Annotated in this window: 22 protein-coding genes; 21 read left to right on the top strand and 1 reads right to left on the bottom strand. The window is 49.4% G+C overall.

Going from position 1 to position 18,219, the window contains the following annotated elements:
* The first annotated feature begins 54 nt into the window (after positions 1 to 54).
* From LG288_RS06285 to LG288_RS06265, 5 genes are all read left to right on the top strand, one after another.
* Positions 55 to 339: an integration host factor subunit beta gene (locus LG288_RS06285; RefSeq protein ID WP_404399258.1), complete on the top strand. Its 285-nt coding sequence runs from the start codon at positions 55 to 57 to the stop codon at positions 337 to 339.
* 95 nt (positions 340 to 434) lie between these two features.
* Positions 435 to 719 (top strand): lipopolysaccharide assembly protein LapA domain-containing protein, encoded by a 285-nt coding sequence (locus LG288_RS06280; RefSeq protein ID WP_404399256.1) that lies wholly within the window; start codon positions 435 to 437, stop codon positions 717 to 719.
* A 5-nt stretch (positions 720 to 724) separates the two neighbouring features.
* On the top strand, positions 725 to 1,882 hold the full coding sequence (gene lapB, locus LG288_RS06275) for a lipopolysaccharide assembly protein LapB (protein WP_404399254.1): 1,158 nt from the start codon (positions 725 to 727) through the stop codon (positions 1,880 to 1,882).
* Positions 1,883 to 1,886: 4 nt separating this feature from the next.
* Entirely contained in the window at positions 1,887 to 2,585 is a 699-nt protein-coding gene (gene pyrF, locus LG288_RS06270) for an orotidine-5'-phosphate decarboxylase (protein WP_404399253.1), read from the top strand.
* Positions 2,586 to 2,699: 114 nt separating this feature from the next.
* Positions 2,700 to 3,026: a ComEA family DNA-binding protein gene (locus tag LG288_RS06265; RefSeq protein ID WP_404399251.1), complete on the top strand. Its 327-nt coding sequence runs from the start codon at positions 2,700 to 2,702 to the stop codon at positions 3,024 to 3,026.
* A 72-nt stretch (positions 3,027 to 3,098) separates the two neighbouring features.
* Here LG288_RS06265 and rne read toward each other — a convergent pair whose 3' ends face one another.
* The gene (gene rne, locus LG288_RS06260; protein WP_404399250.1) at positions 3,099 to 6,041 is read right to left on the bottom strand and encodes a ribonuclease E; all 2,943 of its coding nucleotides are present in this window, start codon (positions 6,039 to 6,041) and stop codon (positions 3,099 to 3,101) included.
* Between the two features lie 521 nt (positions 6,042 to 6,562).
* Between rne and rluC the strand changes: the two genes are divergently transcribed.
* The 16 genes from rluC to LG288_RS06180 all read left to right on the top strand — a co-directional run bounded on the left by rluC (position 6,563) and on the right by LG288_RS06180 (position 18,190).
* Positions 6,563 to 7,510, top strand: a complete 948-nt coding sequence (gene rluC, locus LG288_RS06255; protein ID WP_404399248.1) for a 23S rRNA pseudouridine(955/2504/2580) synthase RluC — start codon at positions 6,563 to 6,565, stop codon at positions 7,508 to 7,510.
* Positions 7,511 to 7,520: 10 nt separating this feature from the next.
* Positions 7,521 to 8,186, top strand: coding sequence for an HAD-IIIA family hydrolase (locus LG288_RS06250; protein ID WP_404399247.1), 666 nt, complete (start codon positions 7,521 to 7,523; stop codon positions 8,184 to 8,186).
* Positions 8,174 to 8,791, top strand: a complete 618-nt coding sequence (locus LG288_RS06245) for a Maf family protein (RefSeq protein ID WP_404399246.1) — start codon at positions 8,174 to 8,176, stop codon at positions 8,789 to 8,791. The genes LG288_RS06250 and LG288_RS06245 overlap by 13 nt, the downstream gene beginning before the upstream one ends.
* Positions 8,792 to 8,822: 31 nt before the next feature.
* A complete protein-coding gene (gene yceD / locus LG288_RS06240) occupies positions 8,823 to 9,353 on the top strand; it encodes a 23S rRNA accumulation protein YceD (RefSeq protein ID WP_404399245.1) in 531 nt (176 codons plus the stop codon).
* Positions 9,354 to 9,369: 16 nt separating this feature from the next.
* Complete coding sequence (gene rpmF, locus LG288_RS06235; protein WP_404399244.1) at positions 9,370 to 9,540, top strand: 50S ribosomal protein L32; 171 nt, start codon at positions 9,370 to 9,372, stop codon at positions 9,538 to 9,540.
* Between the two features lie 10 nt (positions 9,541 to 9,550).
* A complete protein-coding gene (gene plsX, locus LG288_RS06230) occupies positions 9,551 to 10,576 on the top strand; it encodes a phosphate acyltransferase PlsX (protein ID WP_404403048.1) in 1,026 nt (341 codons plus the stop codon).
* A gap of 8 nt (positions 10,577 to 10,584) precedes the next feature.
* Positions 10,585 to 11,574, top strand: coding sequence for a beta-ketoacyl-ACP synthase III (locus tag LG288_RS06225; protein ID WP_404399243.1), 990 nt, complete (start codon positions 10,585 to 10,587; stop codon positions 11,572 to 11,574).
* Positions 11,575 to 11,583: 9 nt separating this feature from the next.
* The gene (fabD, locus tag LG288_RS06220; RefSeq protein ID WP_404399242.1) at positions 11,584 to 12,510 is read left to right on the top strand and encodes an ACP S-malonyltransferase; all 927 of its coding nucleotides are present in this window, start codon (positions 11,584 to 11,586) and stop codon (positions 12,508 to 12,510) included.
* A 9-nt stretch (positions 12,511 to 12,519) separates the two neighbouring features.
* Entirely contained in the window at positions 12,520 to 13,257 is a 738-nt protein-coding gene (fabG, locus tag LG288_RS06215) for a 3-oxoacyl-ACP reductase FabG (protein WP_404399241.1), read from the top strand.
* Between the two features lie 141 nt (positions 13,258 to 13,398).
* On the top strand, positions 13,399 to 13,638 hold the full coding sequence (gene acpP / locus LG288_RS06210; RefSeq protein WP_404399240.1) for an acyl carrier protein: 240 nt from the start codon (positions 13,399 to 13,401) through the stop codon (positions 13,636 to 13,638).
* Between the two features lie 123 nt (positions 13,639 to 13,761).
* A complete protein-coding gene (pabC, locus tag LG288_RS06205) occupies positions 13,762 to 14,544 on the top strand; it encodes an aminodeoxychorismate lyase (RefSeq protein WP_404399238.1) in 783 nt (260 codons plus the stop codon).
* Entirely contained in the window at positions 14,541 to 15,542 is a 1,002-nt protein-coding gene (gene mltG, locus LG288_RS06200) for an endolytic transglycosylase MltG (protein WP_404399237.1), read from the top strand. The genes pabC and mltG overlap by 4 nt, the downstream gene beginning before the upstream one ends.
* A 7-nt stretch (positions 15,543 to 15,549) precedes the next feature.
* Positions 15,550 to 16,167 (top strand): dTMP kinase, encoded by a 618-nt coding sequence (gene tmk / locus LG288_RS06195; RefSeq protein WP_404399236.1) that lies wholly within the window; start codon positions 15,550 to 15,552, stop codon positions 16,165 to 16,167.
* Positions 16,167 to 17,063: a DNA polymerase III subunit delta' gene (locus LG288_RS06190; protein WP_404399235.1), complete on the top strand. Its 897-nt coding sequence runs from the start codon at positions 16,167 to 16,169 to the stop codon at positions 17,061 to 17,063. The genes tmk and LG288_RS06190 overlap by 1 nt, the downstream gene beginning before the upstream one ends.
* Positions 17,014 to 17,409 (top strand): hypothetical protein, encoded by a 396-nt coding sequence (locus LG288_RS06185; RefSeq protein WP_404399234.1) that lies wholly within the window; start codon positions 17,014 to 17,016, stop codon positions 17,407 to 17,409. Before LG288_RS06190 ends, LG288_RS06185 begins: the two co-directional genes overlap by 50 nt.
* The gene (locus tag LG288_RS06180; protein WP_404403046.1) at positions 17,399 to 18,190 is read left to right on the top strand and encodes a TatD family hydrolase; all 792 of its coding nucleotides are present in this window, start codon (positions 17,399 to 17,401) and stop codon (positions 18,188 to 18,190) included. The genes LG288_RS06185 and LG288_RS06180 overlap by 11 nt, the downstream gene beginning before the upstream one ends.
* Positions 18,191 to 18,219: the final 29 nt, after the last annotated feature.

Raw genomic sequence — 18,219 nt, 5'->3', positions numbered from 1 at the left:
CCTATAAGACGGCTGTTAACACAGCCGTTTAAACGTTTGGCAGGAGGTAAGGTAATGACAAAATCAGAGTTGATTGAACGGTTAGCACTGAAGTATCAGGATCTTCCCCCTGCAACGGTTGAGTCTGCAGTCAAAGAGGTCCTTGAACAGATGGTACAAAGCCTGGCTCATGGTCAGCGTATCGAAATTCGCGGATTTGGTAGCTTTTCATTGCATTATCGTTCGCCCCGCATTGGGCGTAATCCTAAAACGGGCGAACGAGTTGAGTTAAAAGGTAAATATGTTCCGCACTTTAAAGCGGGGAAAGAACTCCGCGAACGAGTCGACAATTTAACTTAAGCTTTGCGCTCGAATGATAAAAACGGCATGCTATACTGGCATGCCGTTTTTTTATGGGCGTATGAAAATTCTTAACAGGACGAGTAGGGACACAAATGTTAAAAAAATTATTGTTCATTATACCCATTCTGATCATTTTTTTTATCGCACTGGGTTTTGGCGCACAAAACGCGAGCCAGGTGACGGTCAACTTTTTGATTTTTGAGAGTCAACTTTCCGTTGCGGCCGTCGCCGGGATATTTCTGGGTCTCGGCTTTATCATCGCTGTCGCATTTTACCTTTTTGCTTTATTAAAATGGAAATTTGGCTATAACCGTCTGTTAAAAAAGTATGTGGCATTAAAACGCAAACACGATAGCGCGGATGAGTCACAGGATTAATTGCGATGCTTGAGCTGTTGTTTTTATTGCTCCCTGTTGCCGCCGCCTATGGCTGGTTCATGGGACGCAATAGTGTGCGCAGCGAAGAACGCAAAGAACAGCAAAGGTTCTCGAAACAATATGCCACCGGGCTGAATTTGCTTCTGTCGGATCAGTCTGACAAGGCCGTTGATCTCTTTGTTGAGTTACTGGACGTCGATAGTGAAACCCTGGAAACCCACTGGACGCTGGGCAAACTATTTCGCCGTCGTGGTGAAGTTGAACGCGCCATAAAAATTCATCAGAACTTAACCTCGCGACCCAATATAGCTGAACACGATCGCTTAACGGCGATGTTTGAGTTAGGTAAAGACTATTTGGCTGCCGGCATTTATGACCGCGCCGAACAAATGTTTTCCGGACTGCAGCAACACAAAGCGTTCCGTGCCCGTAGCCGTAAAAACTTATTAGAGCTGTTTCAGGCGACCCATGAGTGGGACAAAGCGATAAAAGTTGCTTTGCGATTAAGTAAAGAGCAGGCCGGCGTCGAACCCGTTATCGCGCAACTGTATTGTCAACTCGCTGAGCTGGATGTTGGTGCTGAAGCTGCCATTAAGCACTATAAGAAAGCTCTGAAGCACGATACCCGTTGTGTACGGGCAAGTATTGCGCTCGGTCACCTTTATGCCCGCCAAATGAATTACCCCCAGGCAGTGAGTAATTATCAACGCGTGTTGCAGCAGGACAAAGTTCTTGTCTGCGAAGTACTTGAGCCATTAGAGCAAGTTTACAGCGCCATGGGCGATACTCTGCCTTATGTGGAGTTTTTACAGGACTGTGTGGCAGAAGATGCCGGAACCAGCGCGGTTATCACGCTTTCTGAATATATCTTTCAGACCCAGGGCGGTCAGGCAGCTGAGCGTTTTTTACGAAAAAACATGGTAAATCATCCGACCATGCGGGGCTTTCGCCAGCTTATGGATTTTCATATCCGTGCTGCAGACGTCGGTAATGCGCGCGAAAGCCTTAAAATTCTGCAGAGTATGGTTGCCGAGCATATCAGCCAGCGCCCGAAATACTGCTGCCGCCATTGTGGGTTCGCAGGGCATACATTGTACTGGCAGTGCCCCAGCTGTAAAAGCTGGAACACAACAAAACCAATTATAGGACTAGACGGTGAATAATCTTATGAACTTACCAAAAATTTATGTCGCCCTTGACTACCATAATCGGGTGCAGGCAGATGCCATGGTTTCGCAACTGGACCCACAAAAAGTAGGAATAAAAGTGGGTAAAGAGCTGTTTACCACTGAGGGGCCGGACTGGGTGACTGAACAAGTGGATAAAGGCTTTTCGGTGTTTCTCGATCTTAAGTTCCACGATATTCCTAATACTGTAGCGAAAGCGGTAGCTGCCGCTGCGCGTTTGCACGTTGATATTGTCAATGTCCATGCCAGTGGCGGCGTTAAAATGATGCAGGCTGCGAAGCAGGCGCTAAGTGAATTTGAACAGCCGCCTTTACTGATTGCGGTGACCGTGCTGACGTCGATGGATGATGATGATTTGGTCAGCCTGGGTGTTGGGCGCCCGGTTAACGAGCAAGTGGTTAAGTTGGCCAAGCTGTCGCAACAGGCCGGATTAGATGGTGTTGTTTGCTCGGCAAAAGAAGCGCAACTGTTGCGCGCTCAATTAGGTTCAGAGTTCAAACTGATGACACCGGGAATTCGACCGGCCAGTGCAGACAAAGACGATCAAAAAAGGACGTTAACACCGGCGGAGGCGGTAGCTTGTGGAGTCGACTTTATGGTTATTGGGAGACCGATAACTCAGGCCGATAATCCTCATCAGGCAGTGCTGGACGTTATTAATGAAATCAATCCTGCATAATACGTAAATTTTTATCCGCTATTTCGCATTGTCTGGGCTATCAGTGGCAACTCAGGAGCTTTTATCTATAGTCTGATTGCTGCATCTGGCAGCGACTGATAAGGAAAACTTTCTATGTTAAGGAAAACAATGACGGTGCTGGCAACCAGCCTGGTGCTGAGTAGTATTATTACAGCGCCGGTAATGGCTAGTTTTGTCAGCGCGCCCGTGACTCAACAGGCAGCTGCCGCACAGGAAGCGTCACAAAAGCTGAATATTAATACCGCTTCGGTGCAGGAGCTTGCCGCAGCAATGGTTGGTATTGGCCTTAAAAGAGCAGAGCAAATTATTCAGTTACGTGAACAATTGGGTGGTTTTACCGAGCTGGAACAATTGCTGGATGTAAAAGGTATTGGCTTACGCACACTGGAAAAAAACCAGCCACTGATCAGTTTAGATTAAGTAGCCTGGCAACCCCAACGGCAGCCATAAAAAAGCCCCGCGTTAACGGGGCTTTTTTTGTTCAGTTGTCTCTTACGAGCACTTTGTCATTTCTGCAGCCGCTCTGGAGCGTGCCTGCTCCAGCATGGCAACACGCTCATCTTTAGTAAATTGTGGGCGGCCTGCATCGGCAGCGACCGGCAACGGACTAAAAGCTTGATTAGACTGAATTGAGCTGGCCTTAGTCATATCGGCGAATGCTTTTGCACGAGCCTGAGCCGGATAAACGGGCTGGCTTTGGTCGGCAGAAGCTTTAGCATTTGCCTGCTTGTCACGTTTCCGTTTTTGCCCTGCAGCGCGCTGGTGACGCGGTGAGCGACGCGAACGATTACGCTCGGGCTTGGCCTCGGGTTGCGCTTTTTCAGCAGTCTGAGGCTCTTGTGTTTCCTGTTCCACCGACTCCTTAGGTGCTGATTCTGCCGCTGGGGGAGTCTCTACTTCCGGCTCAACTTCAGCCTCGGTTTCAGGCTGCACCTCTGGCACTGATTCAGCTTTGGGCTCAGCCTCAGGTTTAACTTCTGGTTTAGCTTCTGGTTTAGCTTCCTGCGAAGTTTCAACCTCGGGTTCAGGTTTGACTTGCGCTTGCGGCGCCTGGGTTTCCTGGCTCGGTTCTTCTACGTTATTTTCAGCCGCGGCCTGGGGCTGGTTCTGCTGCTCTTTCTCAATCAGTTCAGCAGCCGCCTGCAACCGTGGGTCACGTACTTTAGAGGCCAGCTTTTCAGGGCTCGGCTGGTGTTGCTCTGCAGCCGTCGTAACTTCTGTCTCAGGCGCTGTGGTTAGCGGCTGAGATTTAGCTGCAGTGTCGCTCTGCGGTTGTTCATCAGCTTGGCCGGCTGATGGCTTGATCCGTACTGAGCGCTCCATAGGTTTCTGCTGACGCCGTTTTTTCGGCTGTTGTGGCTGTTGCTCCTTAGCAGGCTCTTTAGCCGGTGTAGCCTCAGCAGTAGCTTCGGTAGCCGGTTGTTGCTCAGTTTCCGGCTTGCGGGCCGGACGCGTACGATTGCGACCACGGCGATTACCACGCCGATTGCCGGACGCACGGGTGTCCTGTTTGTCGTCGCTGCCTTTAGCATCCTCAGCGGTTTTATCGACAGCTGTCTCCGCTGTTTCTTTACTTGCCTGACGCTGTTCGTTCGGTTTGCGATTACGGTTGCGCGAATTGCGGTTACCACCGCGATTATTCCGGCCACGACGCTGGTTACTGCGCTGTTTAGTATCTTCGCTGCTTTTTTCTGCCGGAGTTTCTGTGCTTTTCTCTTGTTCACTCTTTTTCAGCAGCTTATTTAGCCACTGACTGAGACGAGTTAATAGCGATGGCATCGTTGGACTAACTGCGTCTTTTGCAACGGGCGCAGTAGGAGCTGTCGGAGTTGGTGCTACGGGGGCCTGCAACCCTTTAAGTGCGGGTTCTTCAATCTGCTGGCGATCTTTGGTCAGTGTAATAACCACGCTTTCATCGCGCTCTGGCTTCTGCTGCAGCTGAAAACTTGAGGCCTCCGGAACTTCATCATCACGAATACGGGTCACATCAAAATGTGGAGTATCCAGGTGATGATTAGGAATGATGACGGCCTTAATATTGTGTCGCTGCTCGACTTCGTTGACAGCGGCGCGTTTTTCATTCAATAAATAAGTGGCCACCGAAACAGGAACTTGAGCTTGTACCTGTATGGTATTGTCTTTAATGGCCTCTTCTTCGATTAATCGTAAAATAGATAACGCTAAAGACTCGCTCGAGCGAATAGAACCCTGACCGTTACAACGGGGGCAAACGTTATTGGAAGACTCGCCTAACGACGGACGCAGCCGCTGACGTGACATTTCCAGCAACCCGAAGCGTGAAATACGGGCTACCTGAATACGCGCACGGTCTTGCGCCAGACTGTCTCTTAAGCGATTTTCGACATCCCGTTGATGGCGGGCAGGGGTCATATCAATAAAGTCAATGACTACCAGACCACCTAAGTCGCGTAAGCGTAGCTGACGGGCAATTTCCTCAGCCGCCTCAAGGTTTGTCTGTAACGCAGTTTCCTCGATATCGCCGCCTTTTGTGGCTCTGGACGAATTAATATCGATTGAGGTTAAGGCTTCGGTCGGATCGATGACAATCGAACCGCCGGACGGTAGCCGAACCTCCCGCTGGAAAGCTGACTCAATTTGGCTTTCAATTTGATAATGGGTGAATAACGGAACATCGCCCTGATACAACTTCACCCGGCTTAAGAAATCGGGTCGTATCAGTTGAATGTGGTTACGGACCTGGTCGTAAACCTTTTGGCTATCAATCAGAACTTCGCCAATATCCCGTCTTAGATAATCCCGCAAAGCACGGAAAATTACGTTGCTTTCCTGATGGATTAAAAATGGGGCAGGGCGCTCGTTAGCTGTTGTACTGATCGCATTCCAGTGATGCAACAGGACATTAAGATCCCATTCAAGCTCTTCTTTCGATTTGCCAACGCCAGCAGTACGAACAATTAAGCCCATTTCTTTAGGAACGTTTAGCTCGCTCAGCGCTTCTTTAAGGGCTGAGCGCTCATCGCCTTCAATGCGGCGGGAGATACCTCCGGCGCGGGGATTATTGGGCATTAATACCAAATAGCTACCGGCCAGCGAGATAAAGGTGGTTAAGGCTGCGCCTTTTTGTCCACGTTCTTCTTTATCAATCTGGACAATAACTTCCTGGCCTTCGGACACGACCTCTTTAATATTAGGACGACCCTGAAAGGTGTAGCCTTTCGGGAAGTAAGTTTTGGCAATTTCTTTAAGGGGAAGAAAGCCGTGGCGTTCGGCTCCATAGTCAACAAAGGCAGCTTCTAAACTGGGCTCTATACGAGTTATTTTACCTTTATAAATATTGGATTTCTTTTGTTCGTGACCCGGGCTCTCGATATCCAGGTCATAGAGGCGCTGGCCGTCGACCAGAGCAACACGCAACTCTTCAAGCTGCGTGGCATTGATTAACATTCTTTTCATTACTGTGACTCAAATTTTAGGCCACAGCATGACACGCTATTGTGCAGCGCTTATGCACTATCGTTAAATTGTTGTTTGCGGCAGGCCGTTTGTTACGGCTCCTGCAGCGTTACCCGTTTTAAAACGTGTAACAAGAATTGGTTTGACTGTGCGTGTAACAAAGCGACTCGGCTACTGTTACGTGTCATACTGTCGCGATTAGATTTAATCTACAACCGGAAATGACGCTCTGGACTTTTGCTACTGTTACTCCGTGCTTTCAACATCTCAAGGCCGTCTCGTTTACTAACAAAAGGACTGACATCGTATGCTGACGTGGAGAAGTTACCGAGCGTTTTCGATTGCGCGAAAACAAGTTTTTACTGTTTGTCGTCCTGTTGGTGCCTAGCTCGCCTAGTGCATTTAATATCTTCTTTTCCCAACAGCTTACTTTTCGACACTTCATTATTTCATAGACTTAGTGTCGAACACAAGTAACAATTTCGCTGCATATTCGCAAGGATAATGGTAAAATCCGCCAAATGAAAATGATACAGACACAGGTTAGCTTCCACCAGGTTAGCAGCGAAGAACAAGGCCAGCGAATCGATAACTTCCTTATGACGAAATTAAAAGGGGTACCGAAGTCACTGGTTTACAGGATAGTGCGTAAAGGCGAAGTCCGCGCCAATAAAAAACGCATTAAACCGGATTACAAGCTGCAACAGGGGGATGAAATTCGTATTCCGCCGGTAAAACTGTCAGAACGGCCCGAGTTACCCTCGGCCAATTTAAAGCATGTGCAAGCATTGGAAGACGCCATCCTTTATGAAGACGATGCTTTGCTGGTGGTTAATAAACCGGCTGGTATGGCAGTACACGGTGGCTCCGGGCTTAAATTCGGGCTGATCGAAGCGTTGCGTTCGTTACGCCCGCAAGAACAGCATTTAGAGCTGGTGCATCGTCTCGATCGGGATACCAGCGGGCTGCTTATGGTTGCTAAAAAACGGGCCGTTTTAAAAGGTCTGCATGAGCAGCTGCGGGAAAAGACCATGACAAAGCAATATTTAGCGTTAGTTCGCGGTCAGTGGCAAAAGAACTGTCGTAACATTGAAGCACCTTTATTGAAAAACACCTTACAGTCGGGTGAGCGGCTGGTTAAAGTTGATGCGGCGGGTAAGCCGTCTCATACGCGCTTTCGCATCAGACAACGCTACCAACAGGCAACGTTGGTGGAAGCATCCCCGGTTACCGGGCGTACTCATCAGATAAGAGTGCATGCCCTGCATGCAGGACACCCGATTGCGGGTGACCCCAAATATGGCGACAATGACTTTGAGCAGCTAGTGAGTGACAAAGGTTTAAAACGGCTGTTTTTGCATGCCTGGCAGCTGAAATTAACGCACCCAAAAACTTCTGAAGAAATGCAGTTTGAGGCGCCACTAGAGCCTTCGTTGCAACACTTTCTAGACACCTTAACCGTAATTTAGAGGGTCACACGTGCAATTTTCCAAACTGATCATTTTTGACTGGGATGGCACCCTGATGGACTCGGTAGCCCGCATTGTTTCTGCCATGCGGGTTACTGCTGAAGCTGTGCGTTTGTCGGTACCGGAAGAGCAGGCAGTTAAAGATATCATTGGCTTAAGCCTCGAGCCGGCGCTGGTGCGTTTATTTGGCCAGTTGCCCGATGATCAAAAAAGCCAGTTTCTGGCACGTTACCGTGACGAGTACGTGGATTTAAATACCACCCCAACACCATTGTTCAGTGATGCGATCGATACCCTGGATGCACTGCGAACGAGTGGGCATGGCGTTGCAGTAGCGACCGGTAAAGCTCGCCGAGGTCTGGATCGTGTTTGGCAGGAAACTCGGGTGGGCCACTTATTTCATGGTTCGCGTTGTGCTGATGAGACCTGCGGTAAACCTGACCCTGAAATGCTGCATCAGTTAATGCAGGAATTTCAGGTAAGCGAGCGCGATACCATCATGGTCGGCGATTCAGTCCATGATATGCAGATGGCCAGAGCCGCCGGTGTGCATGCTATTGGTGTTGACTTTGGTGTTCATGATGCCGACAGGCTTAAAGCCGCCGGTGCCGTTCATGTGATAAGCCAGCTGCAGCAGCTGCCAGCTTTAATTAAGGGGGACGTATGGCCGGATTAACGCTTGTTTTAGCTTCATCGTCGCCTTATCGGCGAGCCATTCTTGATAAACTGGGGCTGAATTATCAAACTTGTAAGCCGGCTATCGATGAAACACCTGAAGCCGGAGAAAGCGCCAGCCAGTTAGTGCAACGACTGGCAGAACAAAAAGCGCGGGCCGCCATCGACAAACTTCCTGACCTGGGCGACGCTCTGGTTATCGGTTCTGATCAGGTTGCATTATTCGAACAACAGATCCTGGGTAAACCGATCACTGCAGAAAGGGCGATAGAGCAATTAACTGGTTTTGTCGGCAAAACGGTGACCTTTTTAACCGGGCTGAGTTTGTATAATACTCGCAGCGATACAGCCGAAACCATTTGTGTGCCCTTTGAAGTTAATTTTCGCAGTGACCTGAGCCGTGACGAGCTTGCCCGCTACGTACAGCTTGAACAACCACTGAACTGCGCCGGCAGTTTTAAAAGCGAAGGCCTGGGTATCAGTCTGTTTACTAGTCTAAAAGGCGACGATCCTAACACCTTGATCGGATTGCCCAGTATTGAGTTGTTAAAAATGTTACGAAAGCACGATGTAAACCCACTGGCAAGGGATAATCCGCTTGCTTAAACCCTCATTGATAAGGTAGACTTCGTCCGCTATGCAAAAGGTAAGAATTCCGGTAACCGCCGATCCCGTAAAAAGTGCGAATAAAAAGCAAACCTTCGATGGTTTGGTGCCTGCCACCAGGCTGACCCGATTTCAGGGGATGCTGGCAGAAACAAGTCACCAGGACCTGGAAGTTGAAGTTAAGTTTGCGGTTGACGAGCAAGGTATCAGTTATTTTAGTGGCACAGCAAAAACGGCCGTTAAGTTAACCTGTCAGCGCTGTAATCAGCCATTTCCGGTTGATATCAGCACGCGTTTTGCGTATGCTCCTGTTTCCTCTGAGCAGGACCTGGAAGAGTTACCCGAGCGCTATGAAGGCGTAGAGGTTAACGAGTTTGGGGAAGTCAATCTGCATGGGTTGATTGAGGATGAATTAATTTTGGCGTTACCTTTGGTTGCCAGACACGAGCCAAAGGATTGCCCGGTAGACCGCGACGCAATGACTTGGGGCGAAATCGATGAAGGTTCTGATGAATCCTCTGAAAACCCTTTTTCTGTGTTGCAGGAATTAAAGCGTAAATAACTAGGAGATAGCGTAAATGGCTGTTCAAAAGAGTAAGAAAAGTCGTTCAAGACGCGACATGCGTCGTTCACACGACGCAATCAGCGGCCCCACACTGTCGGTTGACCCTACCTCTGGTGAGACTCATCGTCGTCACCATGTAACAGCTGATGGTTACTACAAAGGTCGTAAGGTCGTTAATCCGTAATTATCAGGCCATGCCTGAAATTACCCTGGCGATCGATGCAATGGGGGGCGATAATGGCCCCTCTATTGTTATTGAGGCGCTTGCTGAATACATCTCTTCATCCAAATCGTGTCAGTTTCTGGTGGTTGGCCAGCAAGACATTATTCTGCCGTTATTAAAACAATTTCAATTATCTGAACATCCCCAAGTGAAGCTGATCCACGCCGATCAGGTTGTCGAAATGAATGAGAAGCCGGGCCAGGCTTTACGTTCTAAACCAGACTCATCGATGAGCGTTGCGCTGCAATTACTGGCAAAAGGCGAAGCTGATGCCATGGTCAGTGGCGGTAACACCGGCGCGCTGATGGCGAAGGCCTACTTCCAGTTAAAAACTCTGCCCGGTGTCTTGCGTCCGGCATTAATGGCGGCGTTACCTAATGCCCGTGGTGGCCGCTCCTACTTACTGGATCTTGGTGCTAATGCCAGTTGTGATTCCGAAACGCTGTTTCAGTTCGGTGTTATGGGTAGCGTCGCCGCACAAGTTATCGAATCCAGTGCGTCCCCTAAAGTTTCGCTGTTAAATATGGGCGAAGAGGATATAAAAGGTAACGATGTAGTAAAAAACGCTGCGCAGCGATTATCTGCTTCTGAACATGTCAACTATCGTGGTTTTATCGAAGGCAACCACCTGTTCAGCGGCAAGGCAGATGTAATTGTATGTGACGGTTTTGTCGGCAATATCGCCCTAAAAAGTTGTGAAGGTTTGGCAACATTAATCGTTGAGCAGATGAAATCTGCCTTGATGTCACATTGGATGTACCGCTGGTTTTTCCGGTTTTTGCAAAAACGAACGCAAAAATCCTGGGAACCATTGAAGCCCGACCACTATAACGGTGCGAGTTTGATAGGATTACGCGGTGTGGTTATAAAAAGTCATGGTAGTGCTAACAGTAAAGCGTTTGGCAGTGCCATAAAACAAGCAGTAACAGAAGCACACGCGCAGCTACCCGAACGAATAAAAGATCGGGTTGAGTCGGTCCTGTTAGAACAACATTAAGTACCTATATGAGTTATTCAAAAATCGTTGGAAGCGGCCATTACTTGCCCGAGCAACGGCTGACAAACGATGACCTTTCGCAGCGGGTTGATACCTCTGACGAATGGATTACGGAACGAACCGGCATTAAAGAACGTCGCATCGCAGCAAACCATCAGTCAGCTGCAACGCTTGGCTATGAGGCAGCGCGATCCGCCTTAGCGGCAGCCGAGCTGGAAGCCGGGGATGTCGATATGATTGTGGTGGCAACCACCTCGGCCGAACATGCCTTTCCCAGTGCTGCCTGCGAGATACAAAAGTTACTGGGTGTCAGTAGCATTCCGGCTTTTGATATCGGCGCGGCCTGTGCTGGGTTTATCTATGCGTTGAGCATTGCTGATCAATTTATTCGCAGCGGCCAGCACCAGCGAGTGCTGGTTATCGGTACCGATGTGTTGGCGCGCTTATGTGACCCGGATGATCGCAATACCATCGTTTTATTTGGCGACGGGGCCGGCGCGGTTGTATTGCAGGCCAGTGAACAGCCCGGACTGTTATCCACACATTTACACAGCGCAGGCGAATACGGTCATCTGCTGGGAGCTAAACAGCCGCAGCGGACCGGTGCTGGCTTAACTACTGGCTTAAGTGCTGAGGGTACAGTAGAAAGTAGCTGGATGTATATGAAAGGTAACGAGGTCTTTCGTGTCGCCGTGGCCAAACTCAGTGAGTTAGTCAGCCAGACCCTCAAAGCCAACAATATGACAGCAGAACAGCTGGACTGGCTGATACCTCATCAAGCGAATTTACGGATTATTCAGGCAACTGCAAAAAAATTAAAAATGCCAATGTCGCAAGTGGTTGTAACATTGGACGAAACAGGCAATACCTCGGCAGCCTCAGTACCTATTGCTCTGGATTGGGCCATAAGGGACGGGCGCATTAAACGCGGCCAGACGTTACTACTGGAAGCTTTTGGCGGTGGTTTTGCCTGGGGTTCAGCATTGGTTAAGTATTAAGAGGCTAATATGACAAAAACCGCATTACTCTTTCCGGGTCAGGGGTCACAAAGCGTTGGTATGCTTTCGGATCTGGCGCAACAGTACACCCGGATTAAAGCAACTTTCAATGAAGCCAGCGATGAATTAGGGTATGACCTGTGGGCCATTACCCAGGAAGGCCCTGAGCAACGGCTTAACGACACCCGGATTACTCAGCCAGCCTTACTGACTGCCAGCGTAGCTCTTTACCGTCTGGCGGTAGAGCAAGGACTGGATTCGGTGACCGCAATGGCCGGCCACAGTCTTGGCGAGTATTCGGCCCTTGTCTGTGCTGGTTCACTGGATTTCAATACCGCAGTACGTTTGGTGGCCTTACGCGGCGAAGCCATGCAAAACGCCGTAGCGCCGGGCATCGGGGCAATGGCAGCGGTTATTGGCCTTGAGGATGACACTATTGCCGATATCTGCCGGCAACAAGCCAACGGTGAAGTTGTCACACCAGTTAACTATAATTCGCCCGGGCAAGTCGTTATCGCAGGCCATAGTGACGCCGTTGCACGGGCCGCCATTGCGCTGAAAGAAGCGGGTGCTAAGCGGGTGTTGCCGTTGCCGGTTAGTGTGCCGTCGCATTGTGCGTTAATGCGGCCAGCGGCAGAGCAGTTGCGAACCGCTCTTGCCGAGGTAAGCTTTAAAAAGCCTGAAGTTAAGGTAATTAACAACGTCGATGTGGCCAGCAACGATACCCCTGAGGATATCAAGGACGCACTGGTACGGCAGCTGTATTGTCCCGTACGCTGGACAGAAACCATTGAAGCGCTGGCTCAGTCGGGTATCGAAAACGCCTACGAAGTCGGTCCGGGCAAAGTATTAACCGGACTAAATAAGCGGATTACTAAAGCGTTTAACTGTTCAGCCTTAAACAGCAGTGACGCATTTACTGACGTAACGTCTTAAGGAGAGTTAATGCAGTCTTTAACAGATCATGTTGCACTGGTTACCGGCGCCAGCCGCGGGATCGGTAAAGCCATTGCTGAGTCACTGGCAGCTCAGGGTGCCTATGTTGTCGGCACTGCAACTTCAGAGCAGGGTGCTGAAAATATCTCTGCCTATCTTGGCGATAAGGGTCAGGGTATGGCTCTAAACGTTAATGATAGTGAACAGACAGCGGCAGCGATAAAAGAGCTTGAAAAAGCACAAGGTCGCATTGATATTCTGGTAAATAATGCCGGCATCACCCGTGATAATTTGATGATGCGTATGAAAGACGAAGAGTGGGACTCGGTCATTGATACCAACCTGACAGCTGTCTTTCGGGTCTGTAAAGTGGTAATTCGGGGTATGATGAAAAGACGCCAGGGCCGAATCATTAACATCAGTTCGGTGGTCGGCACTACTGGTAATCCGGGTCAGGTAAACTATTGCGCGGCTAAAGCCGGTCTGGTTGGCTTTTCTAAGTCTCTGGCGAAAGAAGTAGCTGGTCGCGGCATTACAGTTAACTGTGTAGCACCAGGCTTTATCGATACGGATATGACCAAAAGCCTTAACGATGAGCAAAAGCAGGCCATATTTGCTAACATTCCGGCTGAACGCTTGGGTAAACCGGAAGAAGTCGCCGCTGCAGTTAGCTTTTTAGCATCACCAGGAGCTGCGTATATCACCGGCGAAACGATTCATGTAAACGGTGGTATGGCCATGGTTTAGCAGGCCGGTTAGCTAACGGGTCGGTTAACAGGGGTATGACCTCTTCACTTTTAACAATTTTTTGCTTTATTATTGGTTCTGGTTTAACTACACTACGGCCAATTTTCACACTCGTGACGACTATTGAAGGATTTTATTATCATGAGCAACATTGAAGAACGCGTAAAAAAGATCATCGTTGAACAGCTGGGCGTTAAAGAAGAAGAAGTTAAGCCTGAAGCTTCGTTTGAAAACGATTTAGGTGCTGATTCGCTTGATACAGTTGAATTAGTTATGGCGCTGGAAGAAGAATTTGAAACTGAAATTCCAGACGAAGAAGCAGAAAAAATTAAAACGGTACAATCCGCTATCGATTACGTTACAAACCACTCTGACGACTAATTAAAGTGTCTCAGTAAGGTAACGTATGAGAATTCTCTCTGCGACAAAAGGCAGCCAACAGGCTGCCTTTTTGTTTTGCTGCGCCGCGTTTTTTAAAGATTTTAAAGTAAGGCTGCATAACTGATGACACCCTCTGTCTGGATTAATGGTAATGCCGGAGAACAGAACCTCGATCGCGGCTTACAATTTGCTGACGGGCATTTTACCTCGGTTCGTATAACGGCGGGACGAGCGTGCTGGTGGGACTATCATTGTCAGCGTTTGCTGTTAGCCTGTGAGCGCCTGCAACTGCCTGCTCCTACACGGCAACAGCTGGATCAGATGCTGGCTAAGGTGGTCTCATCTGATGAGAACTGCGTGGTAAAGATTATTATTACGCGGGGCAGTGGAGGCAGGGGGTATTTGCCGCCGTCCTCCTCGTTACCGAATCATTACTGGGTGAAGTCACCGCTGCCAACCGCGCAGCCGGCACTGCGACAGGTTCAGGTTGCCGAATTAAGGCTGGGCCGGCAACCTGCTTTAGCCGGCTTAAAGACCCTCAATCGACTGGAACAGGTGCTACTGGCACAGGAGCGGGAACAGCGCCAGCTGGATGATTTACTGGTACTGGATCAAGAGCAGTATCTAATCGAGGCTTGTCAGGGTAACCTGTTCTGGCGCCAGGGACGACAATGGTATACCCCGGCTTTGCATCGTTGTGGTGTCGATGGTGTCGCCCGTCAGGTGATACTGGCGCACAAGTGGTTGGGTCAGGTAAATGTCGGAGACTTTAAGTTGCCGCATTTGTGGCAGGCAGAGCAGGCTTTTATCTGCAATTCTGTTCGCGGAGCCGTGCCAATTGCGCGGTTAAATGGTAATGTTTTAACTACTCAACTGCCGACGGGTTTAACCGCTCTGATTTCATGAAAAAGCTACTGATTGCTGTCATTGTATTAATTGTTTTCTGCGCGGCGGCCTATGGGGCGACTATTAATTATTTGCATAAGCCACTTGCCGACTCACAGGGACAAACGCCGTTGCTGCTTGTGGTTGAGCCGGGTGACAGCGCACGCGTGATTGTCGCTAAAATTAACCGGCATTGGCAGCGCCCTGCCAACCGGATTGATTACCGGCTAAGTCAGGTGCTGATTGGTATCAATCAAATTAAAACGGGCGCCTATGAAATCCATCCTCAACACACCTGGTTTACTGTCTGGGAGAAGCTCGCCAGAGGCGAGGAAAAGCAGTTTGCGGTGACTCTGGTTGAAGGGCAGACCTTGCGGCAGTGGGTGGCCAAATTACAACAACAGCCTTTTTTGAAAAAACAGCTTGCCGGCAACGATTTAGAAACGCTGCAGGCCCAGTTGGATTTTGTTCAGGATTATCCCTCACCCGAGGGGTTGTTCTTACCGGAAACGTATCATTATACGGCCTTTACAAGCGACTACGAAGTACTTAAACGGGCCTACCACGCTATGCAGCAGCCATTGCAGGAAATTTGGCAGCAGCGCAGCGCCGAATGCCCGGTGGACAGCCCCTACGAACTGCTGATCCTGGCATCCATAATTGAAAAGGAAACAGGACAGGATGGTGAGCGGGCGATGGTCGCCGGTGTGTTTGCTAATCGATTAGAAATTGGTATGAGACTACAGTCCGATCCAACAACCATTTATGGTATTCCGGACTTTGACGGCAACCTGACGCGCATTCACTTAAGGGCAAAAACGCCGTTTAATACCTATCGCATCAATGGTTTACCGCCGACCCCGATTGCGATGGTCTCGCCGGCGTCACTAAAAGCTGCCGCGCACCCGGCCAGTTCTGATTACTTTTACTTTGTGGCAGACAAAAAAGGCGGCCATGTGTTTTCTGAAACGCTGGAACAACACCGCCGGGCTGTACGCAAATACCAACTAAACCAGTAGGAGTCTAATGAACGGAAAATTTATTGCTATCGAAGGCCTGGAAGGGGCCGGAAAAAGCTCAGCTATAGCCAGTATTGTCAGTCACTTACAGGCCAAAGGCATACGCCCGGAAACGGTGCGTGAGCCGGGCGGAACGCCGCTGGCTGAAGAACTAAGAGAACTGCTGAAAAAAAAATGGCAAGAGCCGGTTAAGGCAACCACGGAGTTGCTGCTGATGTATGCCAGTCGTGTTCAGTTAGTGGATACAATTATTAAGCCGGCCTTAAAAAAGGGGCGCTGGGTTATTGGCGACCGGCATGACTTATCATCCCAAGCCTATCAGGGCGGTGGCCGGCAACTGGGCAACGAGACACTCGAGCAACTCCGGCAGCTCGCCCTGGGGGATTTTTTACCTGATTTAACCTTGTATCTGGATGTTCCTGCGGAGCTTGGCCTGGAGCGCGCCAAAGGTCGGGGCGAACTGGACCGAATTGAACAAGAAGATCTGGCATTTTTTCAACGTACCCGGGACCGTTATCTGCAGCTGGCTTATCAAAGCCCGGCCATTATTGTGATTGACGCATCTCAGCCAATGCAACAAGTGCATCAGGATATCCTGCGGGCTATAGAAGAGAATTTATTCTAATGAGTTATCCATGGTTACGGGAACCCTGGCTGCAGGTGGTAAATAGTGCACAGCAGCAGCGCCTGGCCCATGCCTACTATATGCAACACGCACCACAGCGCGGTAGTGAGCAATTTTTACTGACTTTGGCGCAGTTTATATTGTGCCGGCAACCGGCAAAAAGCGCTTGTGGGCAGTGTAAAAGTTGCTTGTTATTTAAAGCCGGTACTCACCCTGACCTCTGGCAGATAGAGGCCGGCGAAGGGACGCGTATTGGCATTGACCAGGTAAGGCAGCTGCAGCAACAGGCAACCCAGACAGCAAATCAGGGCGGGGCCAGAGTTGCTATTATTCGCCCGGCAGACAAATTGACGGAACAAGCTGCTAATGCGATTTTAAAGATACTGGAAGAGCCACCTGAGGACCTGTTTTGGCTGTTGGCGGTAGAGCAGGCGGCTCATTTACTGCCGACCCTGAAAAGTCGCTTACAGTGGATTAATCTGCAGTTGCCTGCATTAGCTAGTGATGATGAACAGGACGCCCAGGCCGCCAGTTTGTTGAGTGCTTTGCGGGGTGAGGCGTTGGTGCCGGTGATGAAGAACAAAGATCAGGCCGAAGCCTGGCTGAATATCACAGAGCAGCTGTTAGAGGATCTGCTGAAATCCAGTCAGCGAATTGCAGCGCAGTACTATCACTTTTCCGGGTTGCAGGAGCAGTATCGGCAGCTTAATCAACAGCAGCACGTGAATCAGCGTTTGCTCAGTCAGGCGGTAGCAGAATGCCGACACTTACGGCAGAAGTTTCATTATTCTAAGGGATTAAATTTACCGCTATTGTTAAGCCTCAACTGGCAACAATGGGCGACTTATGTATTCAGTAGCGGACTCGACGCCGAAAACACTCAGTGTTTTTTATGAAACGCGCAGGCAATTAGCGCATAGTGTTGTACTGCGCTTTGAACCCTTATTATTAGTAATACCGCCCGATGTAACGACCGCCAACAGCCAATTGAACAATAAGTTTGAATTAGTACTGAGTTTGCCGGATCAGCCTGCCGACAACCAGGCCACCGAAGTGGTTGTGCAATGGGTTCTGACTCCAGCCACAAATGACAAGAAACGTTGGCTTGCCGTTAGTTTTTTGGATCAGCATCAGTACGATATTGAGCAGCGCATCCGTAGCCTGATTCACGATGAGCAGGCGCATTGTGGTACAATTCTTAATGAAATTTTTAACCAGCGCTGGGGTGCTAATGTACGTTGACTCTCATTGTCATCTGGACAAAATTGATGCGGAAAAAATTGGCGAAGATTTACCTAAAATCATTGAAAATGCCCGGCAACGCCAGGTCGAGCATATGCTGTGTGTTGCTGTTACGCTGGAAGACTATGAGTCCATGCGCAGCGTTGTTGAGCCCTTCAGTGATGTATCAGTATCTTGCGGCATCCACCCCTTATATGTCGAAGAGAGCCGGACTGATATAAGTGAGGTTGCTGAAAAACTTTATGCTATGGCCAGCCACAACGATGTTGTTGCCATTGGCGAGACGGGACTTGATTACTTTTACAAACCCGACAGCAAGGTATTGCAACAACAGCATTTTGCTGCCCATATTAATGTAGCGCAACGCCTCAAAAAGCCATTAATTATTCATACCCGGGATGCCCGGGAAGATACTTTGACCCTGCTTAAACAGGGTGAAGCAGAACAAGCTGGCGGCGTTTTACACTGCTTTACCGAATCCCTGGAAATGGCAAAGCGCGCTATTGATGAGCTGGATTTTTATATCTCTGTCTCTGGTATTGCCTCATTTCGTAATGCCAGTGAGCTACGTGATGTGATTAAAGCATTACCCTTAGAAAAGCTGTTGATTGAAACAGACAGCCCCTGGCTTGCACCTGTCCCGCACCGCGGTAAGCAGAATCAGCCGGCTTACGTTGCCGATGTCGCTCAGTGCGTTGCTGACATTAAAGGTCTGACGGTAGAGGAGGTTGCTAAAACGACCACTACCAACTTTTATCAGTTGTTTAAGGGTGTCGCCTGACCAGCGCTTTTACAACCGCAAAAAAAAAT

Source organism: Idiomarina seosinensis (genome assembly GCF_044797955.1).
Lineage (GTDB): Bacteria > Pseudomonadota > Gammaproteobacteria > Enterobacterales > Alteromonadaceae > Idiomarina > Idiomarina seosinensis_A.
Note: the sequence above shows the minus strand (reverse complement) of the source record. Positions and strands in the feature narration are given on the sequence as shown.